We start from the raw sequence: 24,684 nt of genomic DNA on the forward strand, positions 1-24,684 counted from the left end.
ATCCGGCAACCGCGGAGGCCGACTTGCGAACCCCGAAAACGCATGACACGTTGGAAAAGGCCCGTCGCCGGGCCCCACGACCAGTCCGCGGTCGCCTGATGCCCCTTCGGGAGCGCGTCGGCGAGCGTACGGTCGGCGACCGTGCCCGGGCCCTATGCTCGGCGCCCGTGCGTGTTGCGCCTCCCGACGCGACCGCCCGTGGTCGTCCACCCGGGCGTGACCGATGCAGTCTGTGCACCGGACTGCCGAGGTGCAATCCACGTGAGTGTCGAACATGCCATTGAGGCGCGGAACCTGTTCAAGGTCTTCGGCAAGAATCCCAAGTCCGTCATCGAGCAGCTGCGCGCGGGCAAGACCCGAGCCGAGGTGTCGGACCGTGGCACGGCCGCGGTGATCGACGCGAGCTTCACCGTCGACCCTGGCGAGATCTTCGTGATCATGGGCCTCTCCGGCTCCGGCAAGTCCACGATCATCCGGATGCTCAACGGACTTCTGCCCCCGAGCGCCGGCGAGGTGCTCGTACAGGGCCAGAACGTGACCACCGCCTCGGCCGCGCAGTTGCGCCGCATCCGGCGCTCGTCGGTCTCGATGGTGTTCCAGCACTTCGCGCTCCTGCCGCACCGCACGGTGCTCGACAACGCTGCGTACGCGCTGGAGATCCAGGGCGTCGGCACGCAGGAGCGCCGCGAGCGCGCCCGTGAGATCCTCGACAAGGTCGGCCTCGGCGATCGGGTCGACGCCATGCCCGGCGAGCTCTCCGGCGGAATGCGCCAGCGCGTCGGCCTCGCCCGCGCCCTCACCTCCGGCACCGACATCCTGCTCATGGACGAGGCGTTCTCGGCTCTCGATCCCCTCATCCGCCGCGAGATGCAGGAGCAGCTCATCGAGCTGCAGCAGGAGCTCGGTCGCACGATCGTCTTCATCACCCACGACCTCAACGAGGCCATGTTCCTCGGCGACCGCATCGCCGTCATGCGCGACGGGCGTATCGTGCAGAACGGCACCCCGGAGGAGATCCTCACCGACCCGGCGAACGACTACGTCGCCCAGTTCGTGCAGGACGTCGACCGGGCGCGCGTGCTGACCGCCTCGTCCGTGATGGCGCCGCCGCAGGCGACCACGCCCGTGTCGGCCGGGATGCGGGGCGCCCTGCGCGTCATGCGCGATCTGCAGGCGGGAGCGGTGGCCGTGGTCGAGAACCGCCGTTACATCGGCGCCGTGACCGACCGCGCCGTGATCCGCGCGGTCAAGGCGGGCGAGACCGACCTCCGCCGCATCGTGCAGCGCGCGCAGCAGGTCGTCGGACCCGACGACCCGCTGACGGATGTCGTCGAGCACTCGGTCGAGTCGCCCTACCCCGTCGCCGTGGTCGACGAGCGCCAGCGCCTCGTCGGTGTGATCCCCCGCGTCACCCTGCTCGCAGCCCTCGGCAACGTTCCCGCCGTCACGCGGGAGAACCCGATCATCGACGTGCCCGCATCCGTGCCGGCGAGCGTGCTCACCGAGACGCTCGCCGTCGTCGACGAACCCGCCGCCACGAGCACGGGAGGTGCCCGATGAACGATCTCTTCCGCCTTCCCCTCGGCGATGTCGTCGAGACCGCCGTCCGCTGGATCATCAAGACCTTCTCGTGGCTCTTCGACGGGATCAGCGTCGCCTTCCGTGCCCTCTACGACGGGCTCGACACGGTGCTGTCCGGTCCGCCGTTCTGGGTGATCATCGTCGTCTTCGTCGCGCTCGCGTTCTTCGCGAAGGGGTGGAAGCTCGCCCTGGGCACGGCGATCGGGCTCCTGCTGATCGTCACGATCGATCAGTGGGATGCGGCCATGGACACCCTCGCGCTCGTGATCATCGCCGCCGTCATCGCGGTCGCCATCGCGCTTCCCCTCGGCATCTGGGCCGCCCGCAGCGATCGTGTCTCCGCCGTCGTGCGACCCGTGCTCGACTTCCTCCAGACGATGCCCGCCTTCGTCTACCTGATCCCCGCCCTGATCATGTTCAGCGTGGGGCCCGTGCCCGGCATCGTCGCCACCATCGTCTTCGCGATGTCTCCGGGTGTGCGACTGACGGAGCTCGGCATCCGCGGTGTGGACACCGAGGTCGTGGAAGCCGGCCATGCCTTCGGAGCGTCGCCCGGCCGCATCCTTCGTCAGATCCAGCTGCCCCTCGCTCTTCCGAGCATCATGGCCGGCGTGAACCAGGTCATCATGCTCAGCCTGTCGATGGTCGTCATCGCCGGCATGGTCGGAGCGGGCGGCCTCGGCGGTCAGATCGTCCAGGCGCTGAGCCGGATCGACATCGCGCTGGGTGTGGAGGCGGGACTCGCCGTCGTGATCATCGCGATGATCCTCGACCGCGTCACCTCGAGCTTCGCAGGCCCCCGCCCGAAGCGCGCGCTCCTCGGCCGACGCCGCGAGCTCGCCCGCGCGGCCTGAGCGCGCGCCCACCCATCCGAGACTTGCGAGCTCATCACTCGCGAGCGGCCGTCGACACTCGACGTGCCGTACCGACCTTGTCCGCGACAGCACGCGGACGGAGAGGACTGCAGATGACTGTCACCAAGAAGAACCTGACCGTGGGCATCGCCCTCGCGGGCGTCGCCGCCCTCGCCCTGACCGGCTGCTCGGCCGCCGGCGATGCGGGCGAAGGATCGGGCGAGCGCCCCATCACGATCGCCGTGTTCAACGGCTGGGACGAGGGCATCGCCGCGTCCGAGCTGTGGAAGAACGTGCTCGAGGAGCAGGGCTACGAGGTCGAGCTGGAGTACGCGGACCCGGCAGCGGTCTACACCGGTATCGCGAACGGCGACTACGACCTGACGCTGGACACCTGGCTGCCGCTGACCCACGCCCAGTACATGGAGACCTACGGCGACGACCTCGTCGACCTCGGCGCCTGGAACGATGAGGCCAAGCTGACGATCGCCGTCAACGAGGATGCTCCCATCGACTCGCTCACCGAGCTCGCTGACAACGCCGACGTCTTCGGCAACCGTCTCGTCGGCATCGAGGCCGGATCGGGTCTCGTGACCGTCACGCAGGACGAGGTCATCCCCGGCTACGGCCTGGAAGGACTCGACTTCGTGACCTCCTCGACGCCGGCGATGCTCACCGAGCTTCAGGCGGCGACGGATGCGGGCAAGGACATCGCCGTGACCCTGTGGCGTCCGCACTGGGCCTACAACGCCTTCCCGCTCAAGGACCTCGAGGACCCGGACGGCCTGCTCGGTGACGCCGAGGGCATCCACACGGTGACGTCGTCGAACTTCAAGGACGACTTCCCCGAGGTCAACGACTGGCTCTCGTCGTTCAAGATGGACAACGACACCCTCTACTCGCTCGAGGATGCGATGTTCAACTCCGGCGGCAGCGGCAACGACTACGCCCCGGCGGTCGCCGACTGGATCGCCGAGAACCAGGCGTGGGTGGACGCGCTGACGTCCTGACGATCGTCGCCGAACGCGCCGCACCCTCCGGGGTGCGGCGCGTTCTCGCGTTCAGTGCGTTCTGGTGTTCAGTGCGCGCTTTCCTCGGCGAGCAGGGCGAGCTTGCGGACCGAATCACGGAACGCGGCCTCCGTGGCTTCCACGTCGCCCGTGCCCGTGGTGTCGGAGATGAGCGACTGGAACGCGGAGACGGCGACGAGCACCGTCAGCGACGCCTCGCGCATGATCGACGTGTCGGTGTCGGCGAGCCTCCGGCGCTCCGGATGCGCCGCGAGCCACGGCACGAGGAACGCCGTCAGCTCCGTGGTCAGCGACAGGAAGGGCGCGAGGATCGCGGCCTGCGTGTCGGGCTGCTCCAGCAGCATCCGATTGCGTCCCTCCGCCACCACCGCGTTGATCTGCGCATGCCCGATCGAGGCGATGATCAGGCGGAAGACCGCTGTGGTGAGCGGGACGTCCGCCGACATCTCGATGATGACGGCGGCCTGCTCGGCCGGCAGCAGGTGCAGCGAGCGGCCGAAGAGCGCGGTCTCGCGGGAGCTCATGTAGTTGAAGAACGTACTGCGCGACACATCGGCGCGCTTGCAGATGTCGGCGACCGTGACCTTCGCGTGGCCGCGCTCGAGGGCGAGCTCGACGGCCGCGATCTCGATCGCGTTCTCGGTGTCGCGCTTCTTGCGTGCGCGCAGTGACTCGGGCATGGCTCCTGAGGTGAAAGGTGGACGTGGTATATCTTTGGACGACGTCCACGTTAGGCGCTCTGCCTGGGACGACGTGGCCTGCGTTACGGACGTGAGCGTTGCTGGGGGGCGTCGCGGGGGCCCGGGGGCATCGGCGGTTCGCGTCGGTGCCCCTCTTCATCCGACCCGGGCGCGGATGGCGGGAGACCGGCTTCCGCACCCGCCGACTCGTTCTGGGCGGCGGTCGCCGGCAGCTCGAGTGCAACGCGTCGCTCGAGCTCGTCGATCGCGGCGTCGGACAGGGAGATCAATCCGTCGAGTTCCTCTCGCACCCGGCGGTACGCGAGCTGTCGCTCGGCGGGCGTGGCCGCCTCGTCCACCGCGACGGAGAGCAGCTGTTGAGCCGTGTCGAGGCGCTTGCGTTCGGACGGCGTGAACCCGGCGTCGCGCACGCGTCGCGCCTCGCGTTCGGCGACGTCGAAGGCCACCTCGTAGTCCGTGACGGCGTTCTGGTAGGCGGTGAGCTCGGTCGCGGTGATCCGGGCATCCGCCGACACCGGCCGCATCCGGTCCGCGACACGTTTGGCGCGCAGGAACGCGGCGGTGAGCTCCTGGCGCCCGTCGCTCATGGCGGGATAGGCGATCATCTTCGCGACGTCGAGCTCGTACTCGAGCCAGCGCGCTGTGGTCGCGTCGTGCTCGGCGAGAGTGCGTTCGAGTGCGGATGCCACAGGTTCCGTCCGCGCCTCGGCGGGCGCCGGGGAGATCGCTCCGCTTCGGGCTCGGATGAGTTCGAGCCGCCTTTCGTGCCGTCGCTTCGCGCCTCGCTCCCATGCGCGGGCGGCGCCACCGGCGACGCCGATGAGGGGGAAGGCGAGCCACCAGTTGTGCTGGAGGAACGCGAACAGCTGGTCCACTTCTCCATGTTAGGAGCCGGGGCGGGCCGATCGTGGGTCAGGAGGCCAGAGTTCGCCGTGTTCCGGGGGCCGCGCCGGCCGCATCCGCCCAGAGCTCGTCGAGCGACAGGCCGAGGACCGAGGCCACGGCGGCGACCGTGGCGAACGCGGGCGTGGCGACGCGACCCGACTCGATCTTCCGCAGCGTCTCGGGGGAGATGCCGGCGTCGAGCGCCACCTCGAGCATCGAGCGCTCGCCCCTCGCTCGCCGCAGAGCTGCGCCGAGGCGTCGGCCGCGCTCCAGCTCGACGGGCGTCAGAGGGAGTCGGACCATCATGCCGCCACGATAGCGGTATTTCTGGACCGGTATAGTTATTGACATGATCGAGATCCTCACGCCCGCCGAGGTCGACCGCGCACGCCGGACGGGCGCTCTCGTCGGTCAGATCCTCGACACGATCCGCTCGCGCGTCGTGCCCGGCACCAACCTGCTCGAGATCGATGCCTGGGCGAAAGAGATGATCCTGGGCGCCGGCGCCGTCTCGTGCTACGTCGACTACGCGCCCTCGTTCGGCCGTGGGCCTTTCGGCCACTACATCTGCACGGCGGTCAACGACGCCGTCCTGCACGGCATGCCGCATGACGAGCACGTCGCCGACGGCGACCTGCTGACCCTCGACCTCGCCGTCACGCTCGACGGCATCTCCGCGGATGCGGCGGTGAGCTTCATCGTCGGCGAGGCCCGCCCCGCTGAGAGCGTCGCGCTGATCGAGGCGACCGAGCGTGCGCTCGCCGCGGGTATCGCGGCCGCGAAGCCCGGCGCCAAGGTGGGCGATCTGTCCCGCGCGATCGGCACCGTGCTCAAGCAGGCCGGTTACTCCGTGAACGTCGAGTTCGGTGGCCACGGCATCGGTACCACGATGCACCAGGACCCGCACGTTCCCAACGCCGGGCGCCCGGGGCGCGGCTTCGTGCTGCGTCCGGGCCTGCTGCTCGCGCTCGAGCCGTGGGTCATGGTCGACACGGATCAGCTCGTGACGGATGACGACGGCTGGACGCTGCGCAGCGCCACCGGATGCCGCACGGCCCACACCGAGCACACGATCGCCATCACGGAGAGCGGCGCGGAGATCCTGACGCTGCCGCGCTGACGGCGGAACGGGTTCTCCCGCCGGGCTCAGGAGCGAGGCTCGCGACCGGTGTCCCCGCTGCGGCGCGGCACGGGCCACACCGCACGAACGACCCGCTCCGTCGTCCCCGGCGACTCCTGGTCTCGCGGCGCGTGCCTCGGCATCTCCGGCGCGGGCGGCAGGGGCTCGGTGCGGGCGACGCGTGGTGTCTCGGATGCGGCGGTGCTTCCGCGCGGCGGAACCTCGGAGCGCCGACGCCCCCGCTCCGCGGAGGCCCGCAGGGCGGCGGTCTCGGCGGCGGCGAACGCATCGTTCAGCTCACGGACCGCCGCGGCGTAGGCCACGAAGTCCGCGGGATCCATGCGCGTCGCGCCGCTCGGCGGGCGCAGCCATTGCGCCCGCTGCATCGCCTGCAGGTAGGCCGCCGTCGCCGGATGGTGGGGATCGCTCATCTGCGGTACGGCGATCGCGAGCTCCACGTCGGTCTCGTACTCGAGCCAGCGCGCGGCGATCGCGTCGTGCTCGCGCACGATCCGCGCCAGCGGGAGTTCGGTGTCGCGGGCAGCAAGCTGCGCGCGTTCCGCCTTCACCCGCGTCCGCGCGGCGCGCAGGAGCAGCGTCGCCGTGCGCTGTGCTTCGCGCGCCTGGTTCAGCGCGCGGCGCGCCTCGGAGTGCGTGGCGCTGCGGGTGGCACGAGCGGCCTGGACCTCGGCCTGCGCGGCACGTGTGCGGGCTCGGGCGCTGAGCAGTTCACGGACCGCGTGCTGCTCCTGGTGCCGGGCCGCATCCAGCGCCAGACGACGCGCCCGGCGCCGCCCGGTCGTCGCCGCGACGTATCCGACGGTGCCGGCACCCGCCGCAGCGGGGGCGGTCCACCACCAGACCGCGAGGAACTCGAGCAGGGGTCCCACATCTCCATGCTACGGCGCGACCGGACGGACGGCCGAGGGGAAGCGGCGGATGCAGGCACAGCCGGGGCGGGCGGCTCAGTCGGTCCGGTTACGCGGGTCGACGTGTGCACGGCGGGCGGACCGACGTCCGCATGGCGAACACCGCGGATGCCGCCTCATGCGTCTCTCGTGTTCACGTGAGCACCACGGATCGTGCGGGCGTCGCAGCAGAGCCCGTCTGAACCGGACCGGGACCCGCTCAGCCGAAGAGCAGGGCGAGGACGGTCGAGCCGCCACCGACGAGCACGAGGGCGATGATGGCCACCCAGGCGACGACCTTCATGCGCATCTGGCGCTTGTCGGCGAAGCCCTCGTACTCCTCGTCGTCGTTCATCACGCGCCCTCGGTGACCGTCGGGCCGAACGCGGCGGGGAGCGTCGCACGCGAGCGCTCCCGCAGCTCGGAGACCGACAGGGTGAACACGTCCTGCACCTCGAGCACCGACTCGCCGTCGCCGGAATCGGTGACGCCGATGCGCAGCACGGGGTAGTCGCGCCCGTTGCACAGTCCCCGGAACTTCACATCCTCCTCGCGCGGCACGCTGACGATGACGCGACCGGTCGACTCGGAGAAGAGGGCGGATGCGGCATCCACCCCGTCGCGCTCCATGATCTCGGTGAGCCAGATGCGCGCCCCGACGCCGAAGCGCATGACGCCCTCGGCGAGGGCCTGCCCGAGGCCGCCCTCCGAGAGGTCATGGGCGCTGGAGATGAGTCCCTGGTCGCCGGCGGCGCGCAGCAACTGGGCAAGACGCTTCTCGGCGGCGAGGTCGACCGCCGGCGGACGGCCGCCGAGGTGGTCGTGCACGACCTGGGCCCATGCCGAACCGCTCAGCTCGTTCGCCGTGACGCCCAGCAGGTAGAGGTTCTCGCCGGCATCCTGCCAGCCACTCGGGATGCGGCGGGCGACGTCGTCGATGATGCCCATGACGCCCACCACGGGGGTGGGGTGGATCGGGACGTCGCCGGTCTGGTTGTAGAAGCTGACGTTGCCGCCGGTCACGGGGATGCCGAGCTCGAGGCACGCATCGGACAGGCCCTCGACGGCCTGCGAGAACTGCCACATGACCTCGGGGTTCTCGGGGCTGCCGAAGTTGAGGCAGTCGGTGACGGCGGTGGGGGTGGCGCCCGTGACGGCGACGTTGCGGTATGCCTCGGCGAGGGCCAGCTTCGCGCCCTGGTACGGGTCGAGCTGGCAGAAGCGCCCGTTCGCGTCGGTGGCGATCGCGAAGCCGAGGCCCGACTCCTCGTCGACGCGGATCATGCCGGCGTCGTCGGGGAAGCTCAGCGCGGTGTTTCCGAGCACGTAGTAGTCGTACTGGTTCGTGATCCACGACGTGTCGGCGAGGTTGGGGCTGCCGAGCAGCTGCAGGAACTGCTCGCGCAGCGCTGCTGCGTCGGTCGGACGCGCCAGAGCGGATGCGGAGTCCGCCTGCAGGGCGTCGATCCACGTCGGATAGGCGACCGGACGCTCGTACACGGGGCCGTCGACGGCGACGGTCGAGGGGTCCACGTCGACGATCTGCTCGCCGTGCCAGAAGATCGCGAGGCGGCCGTCGCCGGTGACCTCCCCGAGCACGCTCGTCTCGACCTCCCACTTGTCGACGACGGCGAGGAAGGCGTCGAGCTTCTCGGGGGTGACGATCGCCATCATCCGCTCCTGCGACTCCGACATGAGGATCTCTTCGGGAGTCAGGGAGGGGTCGCGCAGGAGAACCTTCTCGAGGTCGACCCGCATCCCGGAGCCGCCGTTCGCCGCCAGCTCACTCGTCGCGCAGGAGATGCCGGCGGCCCCGAGGTCCTGGATGGCCTCCACGAGCTCACCGCGGTAGAGCTCGAGGCAGCACTCGATGAGCACCTTCTCGGCGAACGGATCGCCCACCTGCACGGCGGGGCGCTTGGTCGGGCCGCCGTCGGCGAACGTGTCGGAGGCGAGGATGGAGGCACCGCCGATTCCGTCGCCGCCGGTGCGGGCGCCGAAGAGCACGACCTTGTTGCCGGGGCCTGTCGCGTCGGCGAGCTTGAGGTCTTCGTGGCGCAGCACACCCACCGCGAGGGCGTTCACGAGCGGGTTGCCCTGATACACGCTGTCGAAGACGGTCTCGCCGCCGATGTTCGGCAGGCCCAGGCAGTTGCCGTAGAAGGAGATGCCGCTCGTGACGCCGTGGACGACGCGGGCCGTGTCGGGGTTGTCGATCGCGCCGAAGCGGAGCTGATCCATGACGGCGACGGGACGCGCACCCATCGAGATGATGTCGCGCACGATGCCGCCGACGCCGGTGGCCGCGCCCTGGAAGGGCTCGATGTAGCTGGGGTGGTTGTGGGACTCGACCTTGAAGGTCACCGCCCAGCCCTCGCCCACATCCACGACGCCCGCGTTCTGGCCCATGCCGACCATGAGCCGCTCGCGCATCTCATCGGTGACCTTCTGGCCGAACTGGCGGAGGTAGATCTTGCTCGACTTGTACGAGCAGTGCTCGCTCCACATGACCGAGTACATGGCCAGCTCGCCGCTGGTGGGGCGACGGCCGAGGATCTCGCGGATGCGGTCGTACTCGTCGGGCTTGAGGCCCAGAGCGGCGTACGGCTGCTCGCGTTCGGGGGTGGCCCGAGCGTTCTCGACGGTATCGGCGGCAGGACGCGAGGCGGTGGCGGAAGTGGTCACGCGGCTGAGCTCCAGGGATCGGGGTGCCGGACCTGCTCAGTCTAGTTGCGGGCGCGGCTCACCGGGGGCGCGGGCCTGCGGGTGGGCGGGGCAGGGGCGTCCGGCGCGGTCCGGCGCGGCCTGCGGGTCGGTGGGGTGGTCGGGCGCGGCCCAACTCCTGCAGAACGTGCCGTCCGCGGTGTTCTCGGGCCGGGGATGCGGATTCTGCAGGAGTTCGTGCACCGGGTCCGCCGCCGGCCGCCGCATGCCCGCGTGTCTCACCCACCGCTCGCCTGTCACAGATCGCGCGTTCCGCGTCGATCTGTGACAGGCGAGCGGGGCTGATCCCGGATCCCGGGTCAGTCGCCCTTCACGTTGACGAGCTGGCGCAGCGAGTGCCGGATCGACACGAGTTCCTCCGCATCCGTCATCACCCGGTCGATCGGCTTGTAGGCCTGCGGGATCTCGTCGACGAAGGCGTCCGTGTCACGGAACTCGATGCCGACCATCGCCTCCCGCAGCTGGTCGTGCGAGAACGTGCGGCGTGCGGCGGAACGGGAGTACTCGCGACCGGCGCCGTGGGGCGACGAGTTGAGCGAGACCGGGTTGCCGAGCCCTTCGACGACGTACGAGGCCGTGCCCATCGACCCGGGGATGAGGCCGGGCCGGCCCGCATCCGCCTGGATCGCGCCCTTGCGCGACACCCACACATCCTTACCGAAGTGGCGCTCGGGCTGCGTGAAGTTGTGGTGGCAGTTGATCCGCTCGTGCTCGACGACGTCCTCGCCGAGGAACTCGCCGAGCTGGCGCGCGACGCGGTCCATCATCTCCTCGCGGTTCAGCAGTGCGAAGTGCTGCGCCCACTGCAGCTCGCGGATGTACCGCCCGAACTCGGGCGTGCCCTCCACCAGGTAGGCGAGGTCGGGGTCGGGCAGGTCGATCCACCACTGCTTCGCCAGCCGCTGCGCGACCGCGATGTGGTGCGTGGCGATCTTGTTGCCGATGCCGCGCGAGCCGGAGTGCAGGAACATCCAGACGCGGTCGAGTTCGTCGACCGACACCTCGATGAAGTGGTTGCCGGATCCGAGCGAGCCCAGCTGGAGCCGCCAGTGACCGACGTACGACGCCGGGTCGAAGCCGGATGCGGTGGCCTTCGTCTCGAGCTCCGCGATGCGCGGCGCCGCGGTGGCGACGACCTTGCGGTTGTCGTGGCCGGCCGAGAGGGGGATCGCCCGCTCGATCGCCTCGCGAAGCGGAGCGAGGTCCCGGTCGGCGAGCTGCGAGTGCTCGAACTGGGTGCGGACGGCGATCATCCCGCATCCGATGTCGACACCGACGGCCGCCGGCATGATCGCGCCGAGCGTCGGGATGACCGAGCCGACCGTCGCGCCCTTGCCCAGGTGCGCGTCGGGCATCAGGGCGATGTGCGGGTGGATGAACGGCATCCGTGACGAGGTGCGCGCCTGATCGAGGGTCTTGCCGTCGATCAGGCTCGCCCACGACACGAGCCGTGCGGAGAGCTTCTCCATGATTCCTTTCCTTGCGTGGGGTGGACCAGCCGGTCCGGGTGTTCTCCCCGCGGAAAGAAAACGCCCCGGACCTTTCGGTGCGGGGCGTGGGACGAAACTCGTCACATGCTGCGCGCCGGAGGGTACGACTCATAGCGGCCGCTGCGCTTCGAGAGAAGCTGCAGGGCCGCGTTCTGACGCAGGCCGTCGCGTGCGTGCATGGGTCGGTCTCCTCGGCTGATGCCGCGCCGAAGGGGCACAGCCCTCCGAGGCTAGGCGTGCGGCGGATGCGGCGTCAACCGTGTGAGGCGCCCGGATGCTGGCCCGCGCGGCACGACGCAGGTGGTGAGCAGGGCCCGCGTGCCCGGCGTCCACGGGTCGATGTCGTGCGCAACTCCTGCAGAACGGGGCGGGCGTCGCCTCCGAACGGCCGCGAGGCGGATTCTGCAGGAGTTCGGACGCGGGAGGGTGGGGCATCGATGGCCGGCGGGGATCTCTGAGCCGCGCAGCCAAGCTGCGGTTTGTCCCGCGTCTCGCGCCGGAGAATGGATGCGTGGACATCGCCGAACTCCTGGAGCACGCACGGCTGCGCGCGGACTGCGTCGTGCTGCCGCCGATCTCGGTCCCTGTGATCCGGCGCGACGACGAGCGCCTTCCCGACGGGGTGAGGGAGTTCTACGACGGCTGCGGCGGAGTCGTGTTGTTCGCCGGGCAGGCTCGCGAGCTCACCATCCTGCCGCCGGACGAGGTCGTTCCCGCGAATCCTGTCCTCGTCGGCGACCCGGGCGAAGCGGATGCGGTGAGCCGGGCCGCGTATCTGATCGCGCGCACTCCCGGCGGTGATCACCTCACCGTCGACATGTCCGTGCCGCGCGGCGGTCGGGTCTACGACAGCTTCCACGAGCTCCACGGCGTCGTGGGCGGCTGGCCGGTGATCGCACCGTCTTTCGAGGCGTTTCTGACCGAGGTGTGGGAGGCGTCGGGCGCGCTGCCCTACTGGCTGCCGGAGGCCGGACCCGAGGGGCGCGTCTTCCCCGACGCGTACGACGAGCGCGCGGGGCGCACGGCCGGATAGGGCGCTTGCGGCATGCCGCCGAACCACGGCCATGCGCGACGGGCTGCGCCCCGGTGCCCGTTCGGCTGAGTCGTGTCGTCGTAGCTCTTGTGGCGACCGCATCCGCACGCTAACGTGCAACCAAATGGTTGTACAAACGGAACTCAGCGACGCCGAGGTGGACCGGATCTTCCGGGCCCTCGCCGATCGCACGCGCCGCGACATCCTGCGGCGCACGATCGAGGCCGAGCAGTCGGTCTCCGCCCTCGCGGCCGTGTACGACGTGTCGTTCGCGGCCGTCCAGAAGCATGTCGCCGTGCTCGAGACCGCGCGCCTGGTCACCAAGCGCGCCGAAGGAAGGGAGCGGCTCGTGAGCGCCGATCCCGCGATGATCGCCCGCGCCCGCCTGCTGCTCGCCGAGTACGAGCAGCTCTGGCGATCGCGCATCTCCCGCCTCGACGATCTGCTCGCCGAAGAGCCCTGACCCGGATGCGGCACCGGCCGCATCCGCCGAACCAACCTGGAGATCCCATGCCCGTCACCGCCGTCACACACGACCCCGAAGCGCTCACCATGACGCTCGTCGCCGATGTCGACGCCCCCGTCGAACGCCTCTGGCGTGCCCTCACCGACCCGCGTCAGCTGGAGCGCTTCTGGGGTCCGCCCGGATATCCCGCGTCCTTCACCGTGTTCGACTTCGCCGTCGGCGGCACCGCGCGCTACACGATGACCAGCCCTCAGGGCGAGCCGTACAGCGGGGCGTGGGAGTTCGTGGCGATCGACGAGCCCCTGATGTTCGAGGTACGTGACATGTTCACGGATGCGGACGGCGTTCCCGTCGAGGGGATGCCGGTGCAGCACATGACCTTCACCTTCGCGTCGACCGAGACCGGCTCGCGTCTGACGAACGTCTCGCACTTCGACTCGATCGAGGCGCTCGAACAGGTCATCGCGATGGGCGCCGTCGAGGGGTCGAAGCTGGCGTTCAATCAGCTCGACGCGGTGCTGCAGGAGCTGCGGGCCTACGCCGAGGGCAAGGGCACGCGCACCGAGATCCTCAGCGATCAGCACGTGCGCATCACGCGGCTCATCAACGGTCCGCGCGAGATCGTCTGGCGGGCGCACACCGAGCCCGAACTCGTCCGTCGGTGGCTGCTCGGCCCCGACGGCTGGACCATGACGACGTGCGAGATCGACCTCGTCGCCGGCGGCGACTATCTCTACGCGTGGGCGCCCGGCGCGGGTGTCGTCGGCGAGCCGTTCGGCTTCGACGGGCAGACGCAGCTCGTCGTGCCCGAGCGGCGCTGGGTGACGACCGAGCACATGACGGGGACCGATTTCCCGTCGACCACGAACGACCTCTCGCTCTACGAGGAGGACGGCGCGACGCTGCTCACCCTCCTCATCGAGTATCCGGATGCGGCCACGCGCGACATGGTGCTCGCGACCGGCATGACCGAGGGCATGGAGGCCAGCTACGCCCGCCTCGAGCGCGAGGTGCTCGGCGGCTGAGACGGCGGACGACGGATCGGGCTGCGCGGCATCGGCCGCCGGCCCGGTCCTGTCTTGTCGGACGGGAGGACCGCGAGAAGACCGGCGCTTGCCGCATCCGGAATGCACCCGCGTCCACCGGTGTTAGGGTTGTGTGTCGCCTTCGGGCGGCTGCGTCGTCGATACGCGTGCTCCGCCTCCGGGCGCTGGGCCCTCTTCTCGAGCGGCGAACCGATGCGCGAATCCGCGCCGTCGCCCCGTCTTGCGATCACGATCGATCGCCTCATCCGAAAGCACTTCTTCATGCCTTCTTTCCTTGATCTCGGCGTGCCCGCGCCGCTCGCCTCCGTGCTCGCCGCCTCCGGCAAGACCGAGCCGTTCCCCATCCAGCAGGACACCCTGCCCGACGCGCTCGCCGGTCGCGATGTGCTGGGTCGCGGCCGCACCGGCAGCGGCAAGACGATCGCGTTCTCGCTGCCGATGGTGGCGCGCCTCACCGGCGTCTCGCGCACCGCCGGTCGCCCGACCGGCCTCGTGCTCGCCCCCACCCGTGAGCTCGCGACGCAGATCGCCGCGACCCTCGCGCCGCTCGCGGCCGCCGTGGGCCTGAACGTCACCACGATCTTCGGCGGCGTCAGCCAGAAGCCGCAGGAGCAGGCGCTGCGCGCCGGCGTCGACATCGTCGTGGCCTGCCCGGGCCGCCTCGAAGACCTCATGAAGCAGGGCGTCATCCGCCTCGACCGCGTGCAGGTCGCCGTGCTCGACGAGGCCGACCACATGGCCGACCTGGGCTTCCTGCCGGGCGTCACCCGCATCCTCGGCGCGACGCCGACCGGTGGCCAGCGACTGCTGTTCAGTGCGACGCTCGACCGCGGCGTCGACACGCTGGTGCGCAAGTTCCTCCAGAACGAGGTGCGCCACGAGGTCGACGAGTCCAGCGTCCCCGCAGCCGCGATGACCCACCGGGTCTTCCACGTCTCCGACGACGACAAGAACGATCTCGTCGAGCGCCTCGCGTCCGGAAACGGTCGCCGCATCCTCTTCACGCGCACCAAGCACCAGGCGAAGAAGCTCGCCAAGAAGCTGACGTCCGCCGGCATCCCCTCGGTCGATCTGCACGGCAACCTCTCGCAGAACGCACGTGAGCGCAACCTCGCCGCCTTCGGCGCGGATCCGGATGCGGGCGGCGTGCGCGTGCTCGTGGCCACCGACGTCGCCGCGCGCGGTGTGCACGTCGACAACGTCGAGCTCGTCGTGCACGTCGACCCGCCCGCCGAGCACAAGGCGTACCTGCACCGCTCCGGCCGCACCGCGCGCGCCGGCGCCGAGGGCACGGTCGTCACCGTCGTGCTCGACTCGCAGCGTCGCGACCTCGCCGACCTGCTGCGCAAGGCCGCGATCTCCGCTCCCCTCGAGCGCGTGGACGCGTCGCACGCCGCTGTCTCCGAGCTCGTCGGTGCGCCGGCCCCGCTGGTGAAGCCGTCGCCCGTCGCCGCGCCCTCGCAGGGCGGCCGTTCCGGCGGTTCGCGCTCGGGTGGTGCGTCGGGACGCTCCGGTGGTGCGGGCCGTTCGGGCGCCGCGTCGGGTCGTTCGGGTGCTGCTCCGGCTCGTTCGGGCGCCGCATCCGGTCGGTCGGCCGGCGCAGGCCGTTCGGGCGCTGCGGCCGGTCGCTCCGCGGGTGCTGCTGCCGGTGCCGGTCGTTCCGGTGGTCGTGCGGATGCTCCCGTCCGGGGTGCCGCTCCCGCTGAGGCGCGTCACAGCGCCGCGGCCGAGCGCACGCCGAACCGTCGCGCCGGACGCCCCCAGGGTCACACGGCCGAGAACGTGGCGCCGCGCGGCGGACGCACGATCGGCGACTCCGTGAGCGAGCAGCAGCGCGCCTGGGTCGAGTCGCTCGCGCGGGGCGGCGATGCCTCATCCGGTCGTTCGGGCTCGGAGCGCTCCGCCGCGGGTGCGGGCGCTGGTTCGGCCGACGCACCGCGTCGCCGGCGTCGCGGCGGCCGTGGTCGCTCCGGAGGCTCCGCCGCCTGACCCACGGGCTTTTGCCCGTGCTGCTGAACCTTTTCCCGGGCTGGCCCGTTTCACGGCGCCCGCTGGGTTCTCTCCGTAATCGCGCCACTTCTCCGCATCCGCCGCAGTCGTTGACTGTCGCCGTTGCGCAGAAGTGGCGCGGTTGTGCATACACGGCGCGGCTCACCACCGCGGCACCATGGGCGGGCTCGGGCTCGGTCCCGGCGTCTGCCTCGCCCCGCGGGGTCAGGCGCGGGCGAGGGTGTCCTCGAGTGCGACCCAGGCGAGCATCGCGCACTTGACGCGGGCGGTGAACTTCGACACCCCGGACAGCGCCGCGGCGTCGCCGAAGGTCTCCTCGTCGAGCGCCACGGCGCCGCGCGAACGCAGTGCAGCCCGGAAGCGCTCGATGCGCTCACGCGCCGCATCCGCTGTGAGGGAGCCCTGCTCGTCGATGACGTCGTCGACGAGCGACGCCAGCATGGATGCGGATGCCTGCGAGATCGAGCACCCCGCGCCGGTGAAGGTCACGTCGCGCACCGTGCCGTCGTCGTGCAGGCGCACCCGCAGTTCGATCTCATCGCCGCAGATCGGGTTGCGCTGATGCGACGTCGCCGTGCGCCCCTCGGCCTCCGCCATGGGCGTGCCGTGCGGATGCTTGGAGTGGTCGAGGATGAGCTCCTGATAGAGCCCGTCGAGCCCGCTCATGCGTCCGCTCCGAAGTAGGCGCGCACGTCGCCGACCGCGCCCAGCAGGGCGTCGACGTCGGCGTCGGTCGTGAACACCGAGGCGGAGGCCCGCACGGATGCGGTGAGCCCGAACCTCGCGTGCAGCGGCTTGGCGCAGTGGTGCCCGACGCGCACGGCGATGCCGCGGGCGTCGAGGAACTGGCCGACATCGTGCGCGTGCACACCGTCGACGTCGAAGGCCGCGATCCCGACGCGGTCGGCATCGGAGGTGTCGCCGAGCAGCCGGATGCCGGGGATGTCCCTGAGACCTGCCATCATGCGCCGCCCGATGACGCGTTCGTGCTCATGCACCGCCTCCATGCCGAGGACGTCGAGGTAGTCGACGGCAGCCGCGAGGGCGACGGTCTGCGACACGGGCTGCGTGCCGGCCTCGAACTTCTGCGGCGGCGGCAGGAACTCGGCCGCATCCTTCGTCACGGTCGTGACCATCGACCCGCCGGTGAGGAACGGCGGCAGCGCCTCGAGCACCTCGCGGCGCCCGTAGAGCGCGCCGATGCCGTACGGGCCGAGCATCTTGTGGCCGGAGAAGGCGGCGAGGTCGACGCCCAGCGCGGGCAGGTCGAGCGCCAGGTGCGGCGCGGACTGGCAGGCATCCATGACGGTGAGCGCGCCGACCTCGTGCGCCAGTGCGACGAGCTCGGCGACCGGGTTCACGATGCCCAACACGTTCGACACGTGCGTGAACGCCACGACGCGTGTGCGGTCGCCGATCAGCGCGGCCGCCGCATCCAGATCGAGGGTGCCGTCGTCATGCACGGGGATGTGGCGCAGCACGGCGCCCGTGCGCGCGGCGAGCTCCTGCCACGGGATGAGGTTCGCGTGGTGCTCGATCTCCGTCACGACGATCTCGTCGCCCGGGCGCAGCGCCAGGGCGGCGGATGCGGCGGATCCGCGCCCCGCGGTCGCATTGCCGATCGAGTAGGCGACGAGATTGAGCGCGAGGGTCGCCCCGCCGGTCCACACCAGCGTCTCCTCGTCGGCGCCGACGAAGCCCGCGACCCGGGCGCGCGCGTCCTCGTACAGCTCGGTCGCTTCGGCGGCGAGGGTGTGCGCCCCCCGGTGCACAGCGGAGTTGGCGCGCAGCAGGAAGTCGACCTCCGCGTCGATCACGGCGCGGGGCTTCTGGCTGGTGGCGCCGGAGTCGAGGTAGACGAGCGGCGCGTCGCCGATCTTCTGCTCGAGGATCGGGAAGTCGGCGCGCAGGGCGGCGGCGTCGAGGGGGGAGGAGCTCACCCCTCCAGGCTAGTTGCGCCGCGGGCGCCCGGCTCCGCGCCCGGCGCGGCGGCTGCGGCCCCGCATCTCGGAGAGACCCGCGGATGTCGGAGGATCCGGCGTGAAACCTCCGACATCCGGTCGATTCTCCGACCTGATCGGCGCGGGTCAGTTGCGGCTCTGGCCCTCGCCGTGGCGCGCGACGCTGACGGTGCGTGTGGTGGGGCGTCCCGCACGTTCCTGACCGGGAAGCGGCCTCGAGCGGCGGCCGTAGATGACCTCGGACGAGTCCAGCAGCCATGGCACGAGGGTGATCGTGACCCCGTGCACGAGCATGAGCTGCTGGGCGATGCGGCGGGCGCGGCGGTTGTGCAGGAAGCTCTCCCACCAGTGACCGACGATGTACTGCGGCAGGTAGACCGTGACGACCGCCGGCCCGTGCTTCTCGCGGTACTTCTCGATGAAGGCGATGACCGGCTGGGCATAGGTGCGGTACGGCGACTCGACGATCACGAGCGGCACGGGAGGGCGGTGGTCCTCCCATTCCTTCTGCACCGCATCCGCCGACTCCTTGGTGACGGCGACGTGCAGGGCGATCGTCTTGTCGTGGCGCGCGGCGAGGGCGTAGTCGATGGCCTTCGCGACGGGCTTCTGCAGGCGCCCGACCAGCACGATGGCGACGTCCCCGGCGGCGCCGAAGTGGGTCTCGTCGTCGTAGGTGATCTCGTGCTCGACGTCGCGGTAGTAGCGGTGCACGCCGATCATCAGGATCGACAGCACGGGGATCGCGAGGAAGACGAGCCAGGCGCCGTGCGTGAACTTCGTGATCGTGACGATGATGAACACCGCCGCGGTCAGCCCCGCACCGAGCGAGTTGATGATCAGGCCCGAGATGATCTCGCGTCGCTCGAAGCGACCCGAGTGCTGCTGGCGTGCATCTGCGGGTAGCCGGTTCAGCGCTTGGAGCTCTCGCCGCCAGTGGCGCACCATTCCGATCTGACCGAGCGAGAACGAGACGAACACGCCGATGATGTACAGCTGGATGAGGGTCGTCAGATTCGCCTCGGACGCGATGAGCACGACGATGGCCGCGAGCCCGAGCAGGATCATGCCGTTGGAGAACACGAGGCGGTCGCCGCGCGTGTTCATGGCCTTCGGGGCGTACCCGTCGCGCGCGAGCACCGCGCCCAGCAGCGGGAACCCGTTGAACGCGGTGTTGGCCGCGAGCAGCAGCACGCAGGCGGTGGCCGCCTGGATGATGAAGAACGGCACCGAGTTCATCCCGAAGGTGGCGGCCGCGACCTGCGCCATGAGGCTCGGCTGCGGCTGTGTGCAGTCGAATCCGATGAGGTGGCACGGGTTCTCCGCGTAATGCACGCCGGAGACGAGCGCGAGGATGGTCAGACCGGAGAAGAGCAGGATGGCGACGGCGCCCATCGCGACGAGGGTGCGTTGCGCGTTCTTCACCTTGGGGCGGCGGAACGCCGGCACGCCGTTGGAGACGGCTTCGACACCGGTGAGGGCGGAACAGCCGCTGGAGAACGCGCGGAGGATCAGCAGGATGACAGCCGCCTGCGTGAGACTCTCGGCCTGCACGGAGAACGCGCTGCTCGAGGCGACCGGCGGGTCGCCGAGGATCCAGCGGATGATGCCGGTGACGATCATGAGCGCGACGGATCCGATGAAGATGTACGTCGGCAGCGCGAAGGCGCGCGAGGCCTCGCGCACGCCGCGGAGGTTGACGATCACGATGAGGATGACGAAGCCGACCGCCAGCTCGATGCGCCAGGGATTCAGCCCCGGCAGCGCGGAGATGATGTTGTCGACGCCAGACGCGACCGAGACGGCGACCGTCAGGATGTAGTCGACCAGCAGTGCCGAGGCGACGATGACGCCGGGGATCTCGCCCAGGTTCGTGCGCGCCACCTCATAGTCGCCGCCCCCGGACGGGTAGGCCTTGATGAGCTGGCGGTACGAGAGCACCACCACGATGAGCAGCAGGACGACCGCCGCCGCGATCCATGGGCTGAAGGCCAGGAACGACAGCCCGCCGATCATCAGGATCATGAGCAGTTCCTGCGGCGCGTAGGCCACGGAGCTCAGCGCGTCGGACGCGAAGATCGGCAGCGCCATGCGCTTGCGCAGAAGATGATCGTCCGCATCCGTGGACGCGAGAGGGTCCCCGATCAGCAGGCGTTTCGCGATAGGGGAGTCCGGCGCCGGTTCGGCACTGTCGTTTGCCACGACGCGCGACACTACGCCGATCGCTCAGGCCGCGCAACGCGAGCGAGGGGTGTTTGCCATGCCGTCATCGTTCCGTGATCATCCGCGGCGCGGGTGCCGACCTACGATGTAGCGCATGCATGTGCCCGATCGCCGCGTCGCCCTCGCCTACCGTCTCATCGCGGCGGTCCTCATGGCGTGGGGGATCGCGCGGGTCACCGGCATCCTGGACGGACGACCCAGCCCCGTTGAGTTCCTCTATTACACGGTGCTCAGCAACCTGCTCTGCCTCGTCTGGATGGTGGTCCTCGCCGTTCGCACGATCGCCGACCTTCGCGCGGACGGACCGCGCGGTGCGTCGACGCCCTCCCCGCGCTTCTCGCTCGCCGTGGCCTTCGCGATCACGGTGACGATGCTGATCTATCTGATCGTGCTCGTGCCCGAGACGTACACCCAGGGCAACGGGTATCAGCCGTTCACGCTGACCGACAACCTGATCCACATCATCACGCCCTCGCTGGCGATCGCCGACTGGCTGCTGTTCGTGCCCAAGGGGCGCAGCCGGTGGTTCGATCCGCCCCTGTGGACGCTCATCCCGTACGTGTACCTCGCGTTCGCGTTCGTCTACGGGGCGGCCGGCGGTCGGTTCGCCGGCGGGGGTCAGTACCCGTACCCGTTCATGAACGTCGACCGTAACGGGGTCGACGGGGTCGTGCTCTGGATCGTGGGTCTCACACTTGCGCTCGAGGTCGTCGCCTACGTCTACGTCCTCATCGACAAGGGACTCGGCGCATCGGCCCGGCGGATGCGGCGGGCGGCCCCCCTCCGCGCGGCGGCGGATGCGGGCGCCGGGCGCGGCTGATCAGCGCAATGCGGAGACGATGATCGATGCGCCGCCCGCCACGACGCCGCCGGCCAGAACCAGAGCCCACACCACCCACGTGCGCCGGAAGTTGACGGCGAGTTCGTTCGAGCGCATGGGGAGTGACGCCGGCTCAGGGATCGGCGCGTTGCTGTCCGTCGTGGCCGGGATCGGTGCGCTCGCGTAGGGGGGTTCGTTCGGAACGGGTGGGCGGGGCGAGGCGATGGGGGCGCTCGGCTCGGGGAGCCGGCCCCCCAGGCGGGCGCGCAGCGCGCTGATGAGGGTGAGCACCCGCTGCCAGACGGCAGGGTCGGGGACGGCGAGCGGATGCGGCGCGTAGAGGAACAGTGATCCGCCGGCGATCTCGACATGAAAGCCGAGCGTGCCGTCGTCCAGGAGCGCTTGCATCTCGTCGTCGAACAGCCAGTCCGCCCACGCGAAGGCGCCGGGATCGGCGTACAGCAGGAATCGGTCCTGGTTCTTGAAGGGCATGGGCCGGACGTCGGGGAGTGAGGGCAGCGGTGAGCGGGGAGCGAGCCGCTGGTTCACGAGCACGAGAGGCGGTGCCCCGGTGTCCAGCTCCAGGGCGACGTAACCCCAGCTCTGCGTGAACTGGTTGCCGACCGCGACCTCGGTGTAGAAACTGTTGCCGATCTCGGTCAGCGGCGGTCCGGGGATGCGCACGATGTTGACCGAGCGTTGCATGAAGCGCGGCTTGCCGTTCCGGTCACGGAAGATCGTGCCGGGGAGCGGCTGAGCGACGGCGAGCGGATAGTACGGCCACCCGTTGTCCTCCGCGAAGATCTGCACGATCTGCGCCAGAGGGTTCCAGTCCTTCACGGGCGCGGGCGGCTCGTAGAGGGGCGCGTAGTTCACCGGAGCGGTCACGAGGACATTGTGCCCCGCGCTCCTCTGTGTGAACCACGGTTTATGCACAAGGGCAGCCCAGGACAAATGCTGTCTCTGTACGATCGGCGCTGTCGGAGGAGGGGGACACATGGACCAGACGGCAGCAGAAGAGATGCGCGAGGCACTGCAGCGCATCGATGAGCAGGTTGCGCAGGCGGCCGCTCACGCTGACCAGATGCAGCTGCTCGCTGCGCAGATCTCGGAGCTCAGCGCTGAGGTGAGCTCGCCGAGGGGCGAGGTATCGATCACCGTCGATGTCAGCGGTCGGTTGACCGACCTCCGGTTCGACGACTCCGCCTTCGATCTCACGCCGCGTGAACTCTCGGCGCTTGTGCTCGACGCGGTCGTCGAGGGCTATCGGCGCACGAGTACGGCGAGTGTCGACCTCGCCGAAGCGACGCTCGGCCCGCAGTCGCCGACCGTCGCCCATCTGCGCGACGGGGTGGAAGCCAACGCGCCGCGAATCAATCGGCCCGACGAGGGGACGATCCGATGAGCTACGAGATCGCCATCGACTGCGATCAGCTGGAGAGCCACGCGCAGAAGATCGACCGCATCGCCGACTCGCTGGATGACCCGATCGGTGCAATCACTTACATGACGCTCGGCGGAGACGCGTACGGAATCATGTGCGCCATGGCGGCGATGCCAACGAACGCCATGGGTGCCGGAGCCGGCGCGTCGCTCGTCGCGACGCGCGCGCTGCTGCGCCGATCAGCCGACATCGTTCGCACGATCTCGCGGGATTTCGCGACGTGCGAACGAGAGAACATCGACTCGATCCGCATCATGGAAGCCCGTCTCGACGGGGTGGTACAGGTATGACTCCGGTGGGCTACGGCGGACTGTTGACCAGCACGGCAGCGTCCAACATGAACTCGCTCATCGTGGCTCCAGAGGCACCGGGCTGGATGGACGGCGTCGGACCGTTCGAGGACGGGTACAACCTGGCCAACGGTCTGATGAGCGGCGACTGGGTGGGCGTCACCCTCTCGGGAGCATCCGTCGTGGCGACGGGCGTGGATGCGGTGCTCAATCCGATCTCCTGGCTGATCTCGCTCGGAGTCGGGTGGATGCTCGAGCATCTCTGGCCGCTGAAGGACTGGCTCGACCAGCTCACCGGTGATCACCGGATGGTCAGCAGCTACGCCCAGACATGGGGCAACGTGTCGACCGCGGTCAACGGTGCAGCGAACGAGTTGAACGCGAGCATCGGCGATCTGCAGGGTCTGCAGGGCTTCGCGATGGACGTGTACCGCAAGTTCCTCGCCACGATGGCGAGCACGCTGCACACGGCGTCGGCCGCCGCGCAGGGCGTCGGTGTCGCGGTCGAACTGCTCTCGACGATCGTGAAGGCCGTGCACGACATGGTGCGCGACGTGATCAGCGACGTCGTCGGTTTCATCGCCCAGAGTCTGATTCTGGGCGCGGCGACCCTCGGAACGGCGGCGCCCGTCATTGCTGGCCAAGCGGCGACGAAGACGGCCAAGTGGGCTGCGATGCTGGCCGAGTTCATCAAGGATCTGATCACGTCAGCCGCGACCTACACCGACCTCGCCAAGACGCTCAAGGAGATCTACGACCGAGTGACCGAGACTCTCGACGGCAAGCTCGGCACCGCCTGAGCCCGGCGCCGGACCGTGGCTCGGGTCAGCCCAGCCACTCGCGCGCGGCGATGACGAGGTTCTCGACGCCGCGCTCGATCGTGGGATGCAGGACGGGGGCGAAGAAGGGCGAGTGGTTCGTCGGCACGTCGCGGTCGATCGTGCCCTCGGCGCTCGCGCGGGCGAACAGCTCCGGGTCGATGCCGCCCCAGAACCAGAACACGAGCGGCACGCCCGCCTCGCGCGCGAACCACGAGACGTCCTCGCTGCCGGTGAACATGCCGGGGTCCACCACCGCCGCGTCGCCGTAGGCGCGTCGGAAAGCCGCCGTCAGCCGGGCGGTCGCGTCGGCGTCGTTGATCGTCGGCGGCAGCGTGTGGTCGGTGACGATCGTGGGCGGTACCTCGGCACCGGAGGCATCGGCCTCGGCCCGGATGATCCGCTCCACCCGTTCGAGTACGCGTTCCCGCATCCCGTCGTCCGCGTAGCGGAGGCTGAGCTGCAGCGTCGCCTCGGCGGGGATGATGTTGTGCTTGAGTCCGGCGTGCACCGATCCGACCGTGACCACGGCGACCTCGCGCGGGTCGACCTCGCGTGAGGCGACCGTCTGCAGGCGCATGATGGCGGCGGCGGCCATGACGATCGGGTCGATCGTGGCGTGTGGGCGAGAACCGTGGCCGCCGCGTCCGTGCAGGGTGACGGTCAGCCCGTCCGACGCCGCCATCTGGGTTCCGGGTCGCACGCCGATCGTCCCGGCAGGCAAAGGCGTGACGTGCTGACCGAGCACGATGTCGGGCCGCGGGAAACGATCCAGCACGCCGTCGGCGATCATCGCCTTCGAGCCCGCGCCGAACTCCTCGGCGGGCTGGAAGACGGCGACGACCGTTCCCGACCATTCGGATGCGGTCGCCACGAGCCGTTCGAGCGCACCCAGGAGTGCGGTCACGTGCATGTCGTGGCCACACGCGTGCATCACCGGCACGTCCGCGCCCTGCGGGTCGACGCCGCGCGCCGTGCTCGCGTACGCGAGGCCGGTGCGCTCGGCGACGGGCAGACCGTCCATGTCGGCACGCAACCAGACGACCGGCCCGTCGCCGTTGGTGAGCGTCGCCACGACGCCGGTGCGGCCGACACCCTCGGTGAAGGGGATCCCGAGCGTCTCCAGCGTGCGGGCGATCACACCCGCGGTGCGCGTCTCCTGGAACGACAGCTCGGGGTGGCGGTGCAGGTCGATGTACAGCGCTTCGAGGTCCAGGGTCATGTCCCGACCCTACTCGGGAGCCCTGAGCGGAGAAGTCCCCGCAGGCGCGAGCGCGCC

Annotated in this window: 24 protein-coding genes; 12 read left to right on the forward strand and 12 right to left on the reverse strand. The window is 70.1% G+C overall.

From position 1 onward, the window contains the following. The first annotated feature begins 261 nt into the window (after window positions 1-261). From LXM64_RS00495 to LXM64_RS00505, 3 genes are all read left to right on the forward strand, one after another. Window positions 262-1,560 (forward strand): quaternary amine ABC transporter ATP-binding protein, encoded by a 1,299-nt coding sequence (locus LXM64_RS00495; RefSeq protein ID WP_234074164.1) that lies wholly within the window; start codon window positions 262-264, stop codon window positions 1,558-1,560. Beyond that, window positions 1,557-2,435 (forward strand): ABC transporter permease, encoded by an 879-nt coding sequence (locus LXM64_RS00500; RefSeq protein ID WP_137418431.1) that lies wholly within the window; start codon window positions 1,557-1,559, stop codon window positions 2,433-2,435. The genes LXM64_RS00495 and LXM64_RS00500 overlap by 4 nt, the downstream gene beginning before the upstream one ends. 113 nt (window positions 2,436-2,548) lie before the next feature. Continuing rightward, window positions 2,549-3,445: a glycine betaine ABC transporter substrate-binding protein gene (locus LXM64_RS00505; protein ID WP_234074165.1), complete on the forward strand. Its 897-nt coding sequence runs from the start codon at window positions 2,549-2,551 to the stop codon at window positions 3,443-3,445. 68 nt (window positions 3,446-3,513) lie between these two features. Here the strand turns inward: LXM64_RS00505 and LXM64_RS00510 are convergent, their stop codons facing one another. The 3 genes from LXM64_RS00510 to LXM64_RS00520 form a co-directional block, all read right to left on the reverse strand. Next, on the reverse strand, window positions 3,514-4,146 hold the full coding sequence (locus LXM64_RS00510; protein WP_234074166.1) for a TetR/AcrR family transcriptional regulator: 633 nt from the start codon (window positions 4,144-4,146) through the stop codon (window positions 3,514-3,516). Between the two features lie 83 nt (window positions 4,147-4,229). Further along, a complete protein-coding gene (locus LXM64_RS00515; protein ID WP_234074167.1) occupies window positions 4,230-5,042 on the reverse strand; it encodes a hypothetical protein in 813 nt (270 codons plus the stop codon). Window positions 5,043-5,079: 37 nt separating this feature from the next. After that, window positions 5,080-5,355 carry a helix-turn-helix domain-containing protein gene (locus LXM64_RS00520; protein ID WP_234075504.1) on the reverse strand — a complete coding sequence of 92 codons (276 nt, stop codon included), beginning with the start codon at window positions 5,353-5,355 and terminating at the stop codon, window positions 5,080-5,082. A gap of 46 nt (window positions 5,356-5,401) precedes the next feature. Between LXM64_RS00520 and map the strand changes: the two genes are divergently transcribed. Further along, a complete protein-coding gene (gene map / locus LXM64_RS00525; RefSeq protein ID WP_234074168.1) occupies window positions 5,402-6,172 on the forward strand; it encodes a type I methionyl aminopeptidase in 771 nt (256 codons plus the stop codon). 26 nt (window positions 6,173-6,198) lie between these two features. Here map and LXM64_RS00530 read toward each other — a convergent pair whose 3' ends face one another. From LXM64_RS00530 to LXM64_RS00540, 4 genes are all read right to left on the reverse strand, one after another. Further along, window positions 6,199-7,062, reverse strand: a complete 864-nt coding sequence (locus LXM64_RS00530; protein ID WP_234074169.1) for a hypothetical protein — start codon at window positions 7,060-7,062, stop codon at window positions 6,199-6,201. A gap of 238 nt (window positions 7,063-7,300) precedes the next feature. After that, the gene (locus LXM64_RS16025) at window positions 7,301-7,435 is read right to left on the reverse strand and encodes a hypothetical protein (protein WP_267955117.1); all 135 of its coding nucleotides are present in this window, start codon (window positions 7,433-7,435) and stop codon (window positions 7,301-7,303) included. Further along, window positions 7,435-9,765 (reverse strand): phosphoribosylformylglycinamidine synthase subunit PurL, encoded by a 2,331-nt coding sequence (gene purL, locus LXM64_RS00535; RefSeq protein WP_234074170.1) that lies wholly within the window; start codon window positions 9,763-9,765, stop codon window positions 7,435-7,437. The genes LXM64_RS16025 and purL overlap by 1 nt, the downstream gene beginning before the upstream one ends. Before the next feature lie 338 nt (window positions 9,766-10,103). After that, window positions 10,104-11,273: an RtcB family protein gene (locus LXM64_RS00540; RefSeq protein WP_234074171.1), complete on the reverse strand. Its 1,170-nt coding sequence runs from the start codon at window positions 11,271-11,273 to the stop codon at window positions 10,104-10,106. Between the two features lie 532 nt (window positions 11,274-11,805). Between LXM64_RS00540 and LXM64_RS00545 the strand changes: the two genes are divergently transcribed. From LXM64_RS00545 to LXM64_RS00560, 4 genes are all read left to right on the forward strand, one after another. Beyond that, complete coding sequence (locus tag LXM64_RS00545; protein ID WP_234074172.1) at window positions 11,806-12,327, forward strand: SMI1/KNR4 family protein; 522 nt, start codon at window positions 11,806-11,808, stop codon at window positions 12,325-12,327. 124 nt (window positions 12,328-12,451) lie between these two features. Next, on the forward strand, window positions 12,452-12,790 hold the full coding sequence (locus LXM64_RS00550; RefSeq protein ID WP_137418423.1) for an ArsR/SmtB family transcription factor: 339 nt from the start codon (window positions 12,452-12,454) through the stop codon (window positions 12,788-12,790). A 47-nt stretch (window positions 12,791-12,837) separates the two neighbouring features. Further along, complete coding sequence (locus LXM64_RS00555; protein ID WP_234074173.1) at window positions 12,838-13,818, forward strand: SRPBCC family protein; 981 nt, start codon at window positions 12,838-12,840, stop codon at window positions 13,816-13,818. Between the two features lie 282 nt (window positions 13,819-14,100). Beyond that, window positions 14,101-15,828: a DEAD/DEAH box helicase gene (locus LXM64_RS00560; protein ID WP_234074174.1), complete on the forward strand. Its 1,728-nt coding sequence runs from the start codon at window positions 14,101-14,103 to the stop codon at window positions 15,826-15,828. Window positions 15,829-16,053: 225 nt separating this feature from the next. Here the strand turns inward: LXM64_RS00560 and sufU are convergent, their stop codons facing one another. The 3 genes from sufU to LXM64_RS00575 form a co-directional block, all read right to left on the reverse strand. After that, window positions 16,054-16,515, reverse strand: coding sequence for a Fe-S cluster assembly sulfur transfer protein SufU (gene sufU, locus LXM64_RS00565; RefSeq protein ID WP_234074175.1), 462 nt, complete (start codon window positions 16,513-16,515; stop codon window positions 16,054-16,056). Further along, the gene (locus LXM64_RS00570) at window positions 16,512-17,789 is read right to left on the reverse strand and encodes an aminotransferase class V-fold PLP-dependent enzyme (RefSeq protein ID WP_234074176.1); all 1,278 of its coding nucleotides are present in this window, start codon (window positions 17,787-17,789) and stop codon (window positions 16,512-16,514) included. The genes sufU and LXM64_RS00570 overlap by 4 nt, the downstream gene beginning before the upstream one ends. A gap of 147 nt (window positions 17,790-17,936) precedes the next feature. Continuing rightward, on the reverse strand, window positions 17,937-19,901 hold the full coding sequence (locus tag LXM64_RS00575) for an APC family permease (protein ID WP_234075505.1): 1,965 nt from the start codon (window positions 19,899-19,901) through the stop codon (window positions 17,937-17,939). A 226-nt stretch (window positions 19,902-20,127) separates the two neighbouring features. Here LXM64_RS00575 and LXM64_RS00580 point away from each other — a divergent pair, with 226 nt between their 5' ends. After that, window positions 20,128-20,853 (forward strand): Pr6Pr family membrane protein, encoded by a 726-nt coding sequence (locus LXM64_RS00580; protein WP_234074177.1) that lies wholly within the window; start codon window positions 20,128-20,130, stop codon window positions 20,851-20,853. On the opposite strand, the gene LXM64_RS00585 is transcribed toward LXM64_RS00580, so the two are convergent. Further along, the gene (locus LXM64_RS00585) at window positions 20,854-21,741 is read right to left on the reverse strand and encodes a hypothetical protein (protein ID WP_234074178.1); all 888 of its coding nucleotides are present in this window, start codon (window positions 21,739-21,741) and stop codon (window positions 20,854-20,856) included. Window positions 21,742-21,850: 109 nt separating this feature from the next. Between LXM64_RS00585 and LXM64_RS00590 the strand changes: the two genes are divergently transcribed. Genes LXM64_RS00590 through LXM64_RS00600 form a run of 3 tightly spaced genes read left to right on the forward strand, consistent with a single transcriptional unit; the run spans window position 21,851 to window position 23,387 of the window. Continuing rightward, entirely contained in the window at window positions 21,851-22,258 is a 408-nt protein-coding gene (locus tag LXM64_RS00590) for a YbaB/EbfC family nucleoid-associated protein (protein WP_234074179.1), read from the forward strand. Then, on the forward strand, window positions 22,255-22,587 hold the full coding sequence (locus LXM64_RS00595) for a hypothetical protein (RefSeq protein ID WP_234074180.1): 333 nt from the start codon (window positions 22,255-22,257) through the stop codon (window positions 22,585-22,587). The genes LXM64_RS00590 and LXM64_RS00595 overlap by 4 nt, the downstream gene beginning before the upstream one ends. Then, a complete protein-coding gene (locus LXM64_RS00600; RefSeq protein ID WP_234074181.1) occupies window positions 22,584-23,387 on the forward strand; it encodes a hypothetical protein in 804 nt (267 codons plus the stop codon). Before LXM64_RS00595 ends, LXM64_RS00600 begins: the two co-directional genes overlap by 4 nt. 25 nt (window positions 23,388-23,412) lie before the next feature. Here the strand turns inward: LXM64_RS00600 and LXM64_RS00605 are convergent, their stop codons facing one another. After that, window positions 23,413-24,627 carry an amidohydrolase gene (locus LXM64_RS00605; RefSeq protein ID WP_234074182.1) on the reverse strand — a complete coding sequence of 405 codons (1,215 nt, stop codon included), beginning with the start codon at window positions 24,625-24,627 and terminating at the stop codon, window positions 23,413-23,415. Window positions 24,628-24,684: the final 57 nt, after the last annotated feature.

It is taken from the genome of Microbacterium binotii (assembly GCF_021398715.1).
Classification (GTDB): Bacteria; Actinomycetota; Actinomycetes; order Actinomycetales; family Microbacteriaceae; genus Microbacterium; species Microbacterium binotii_A.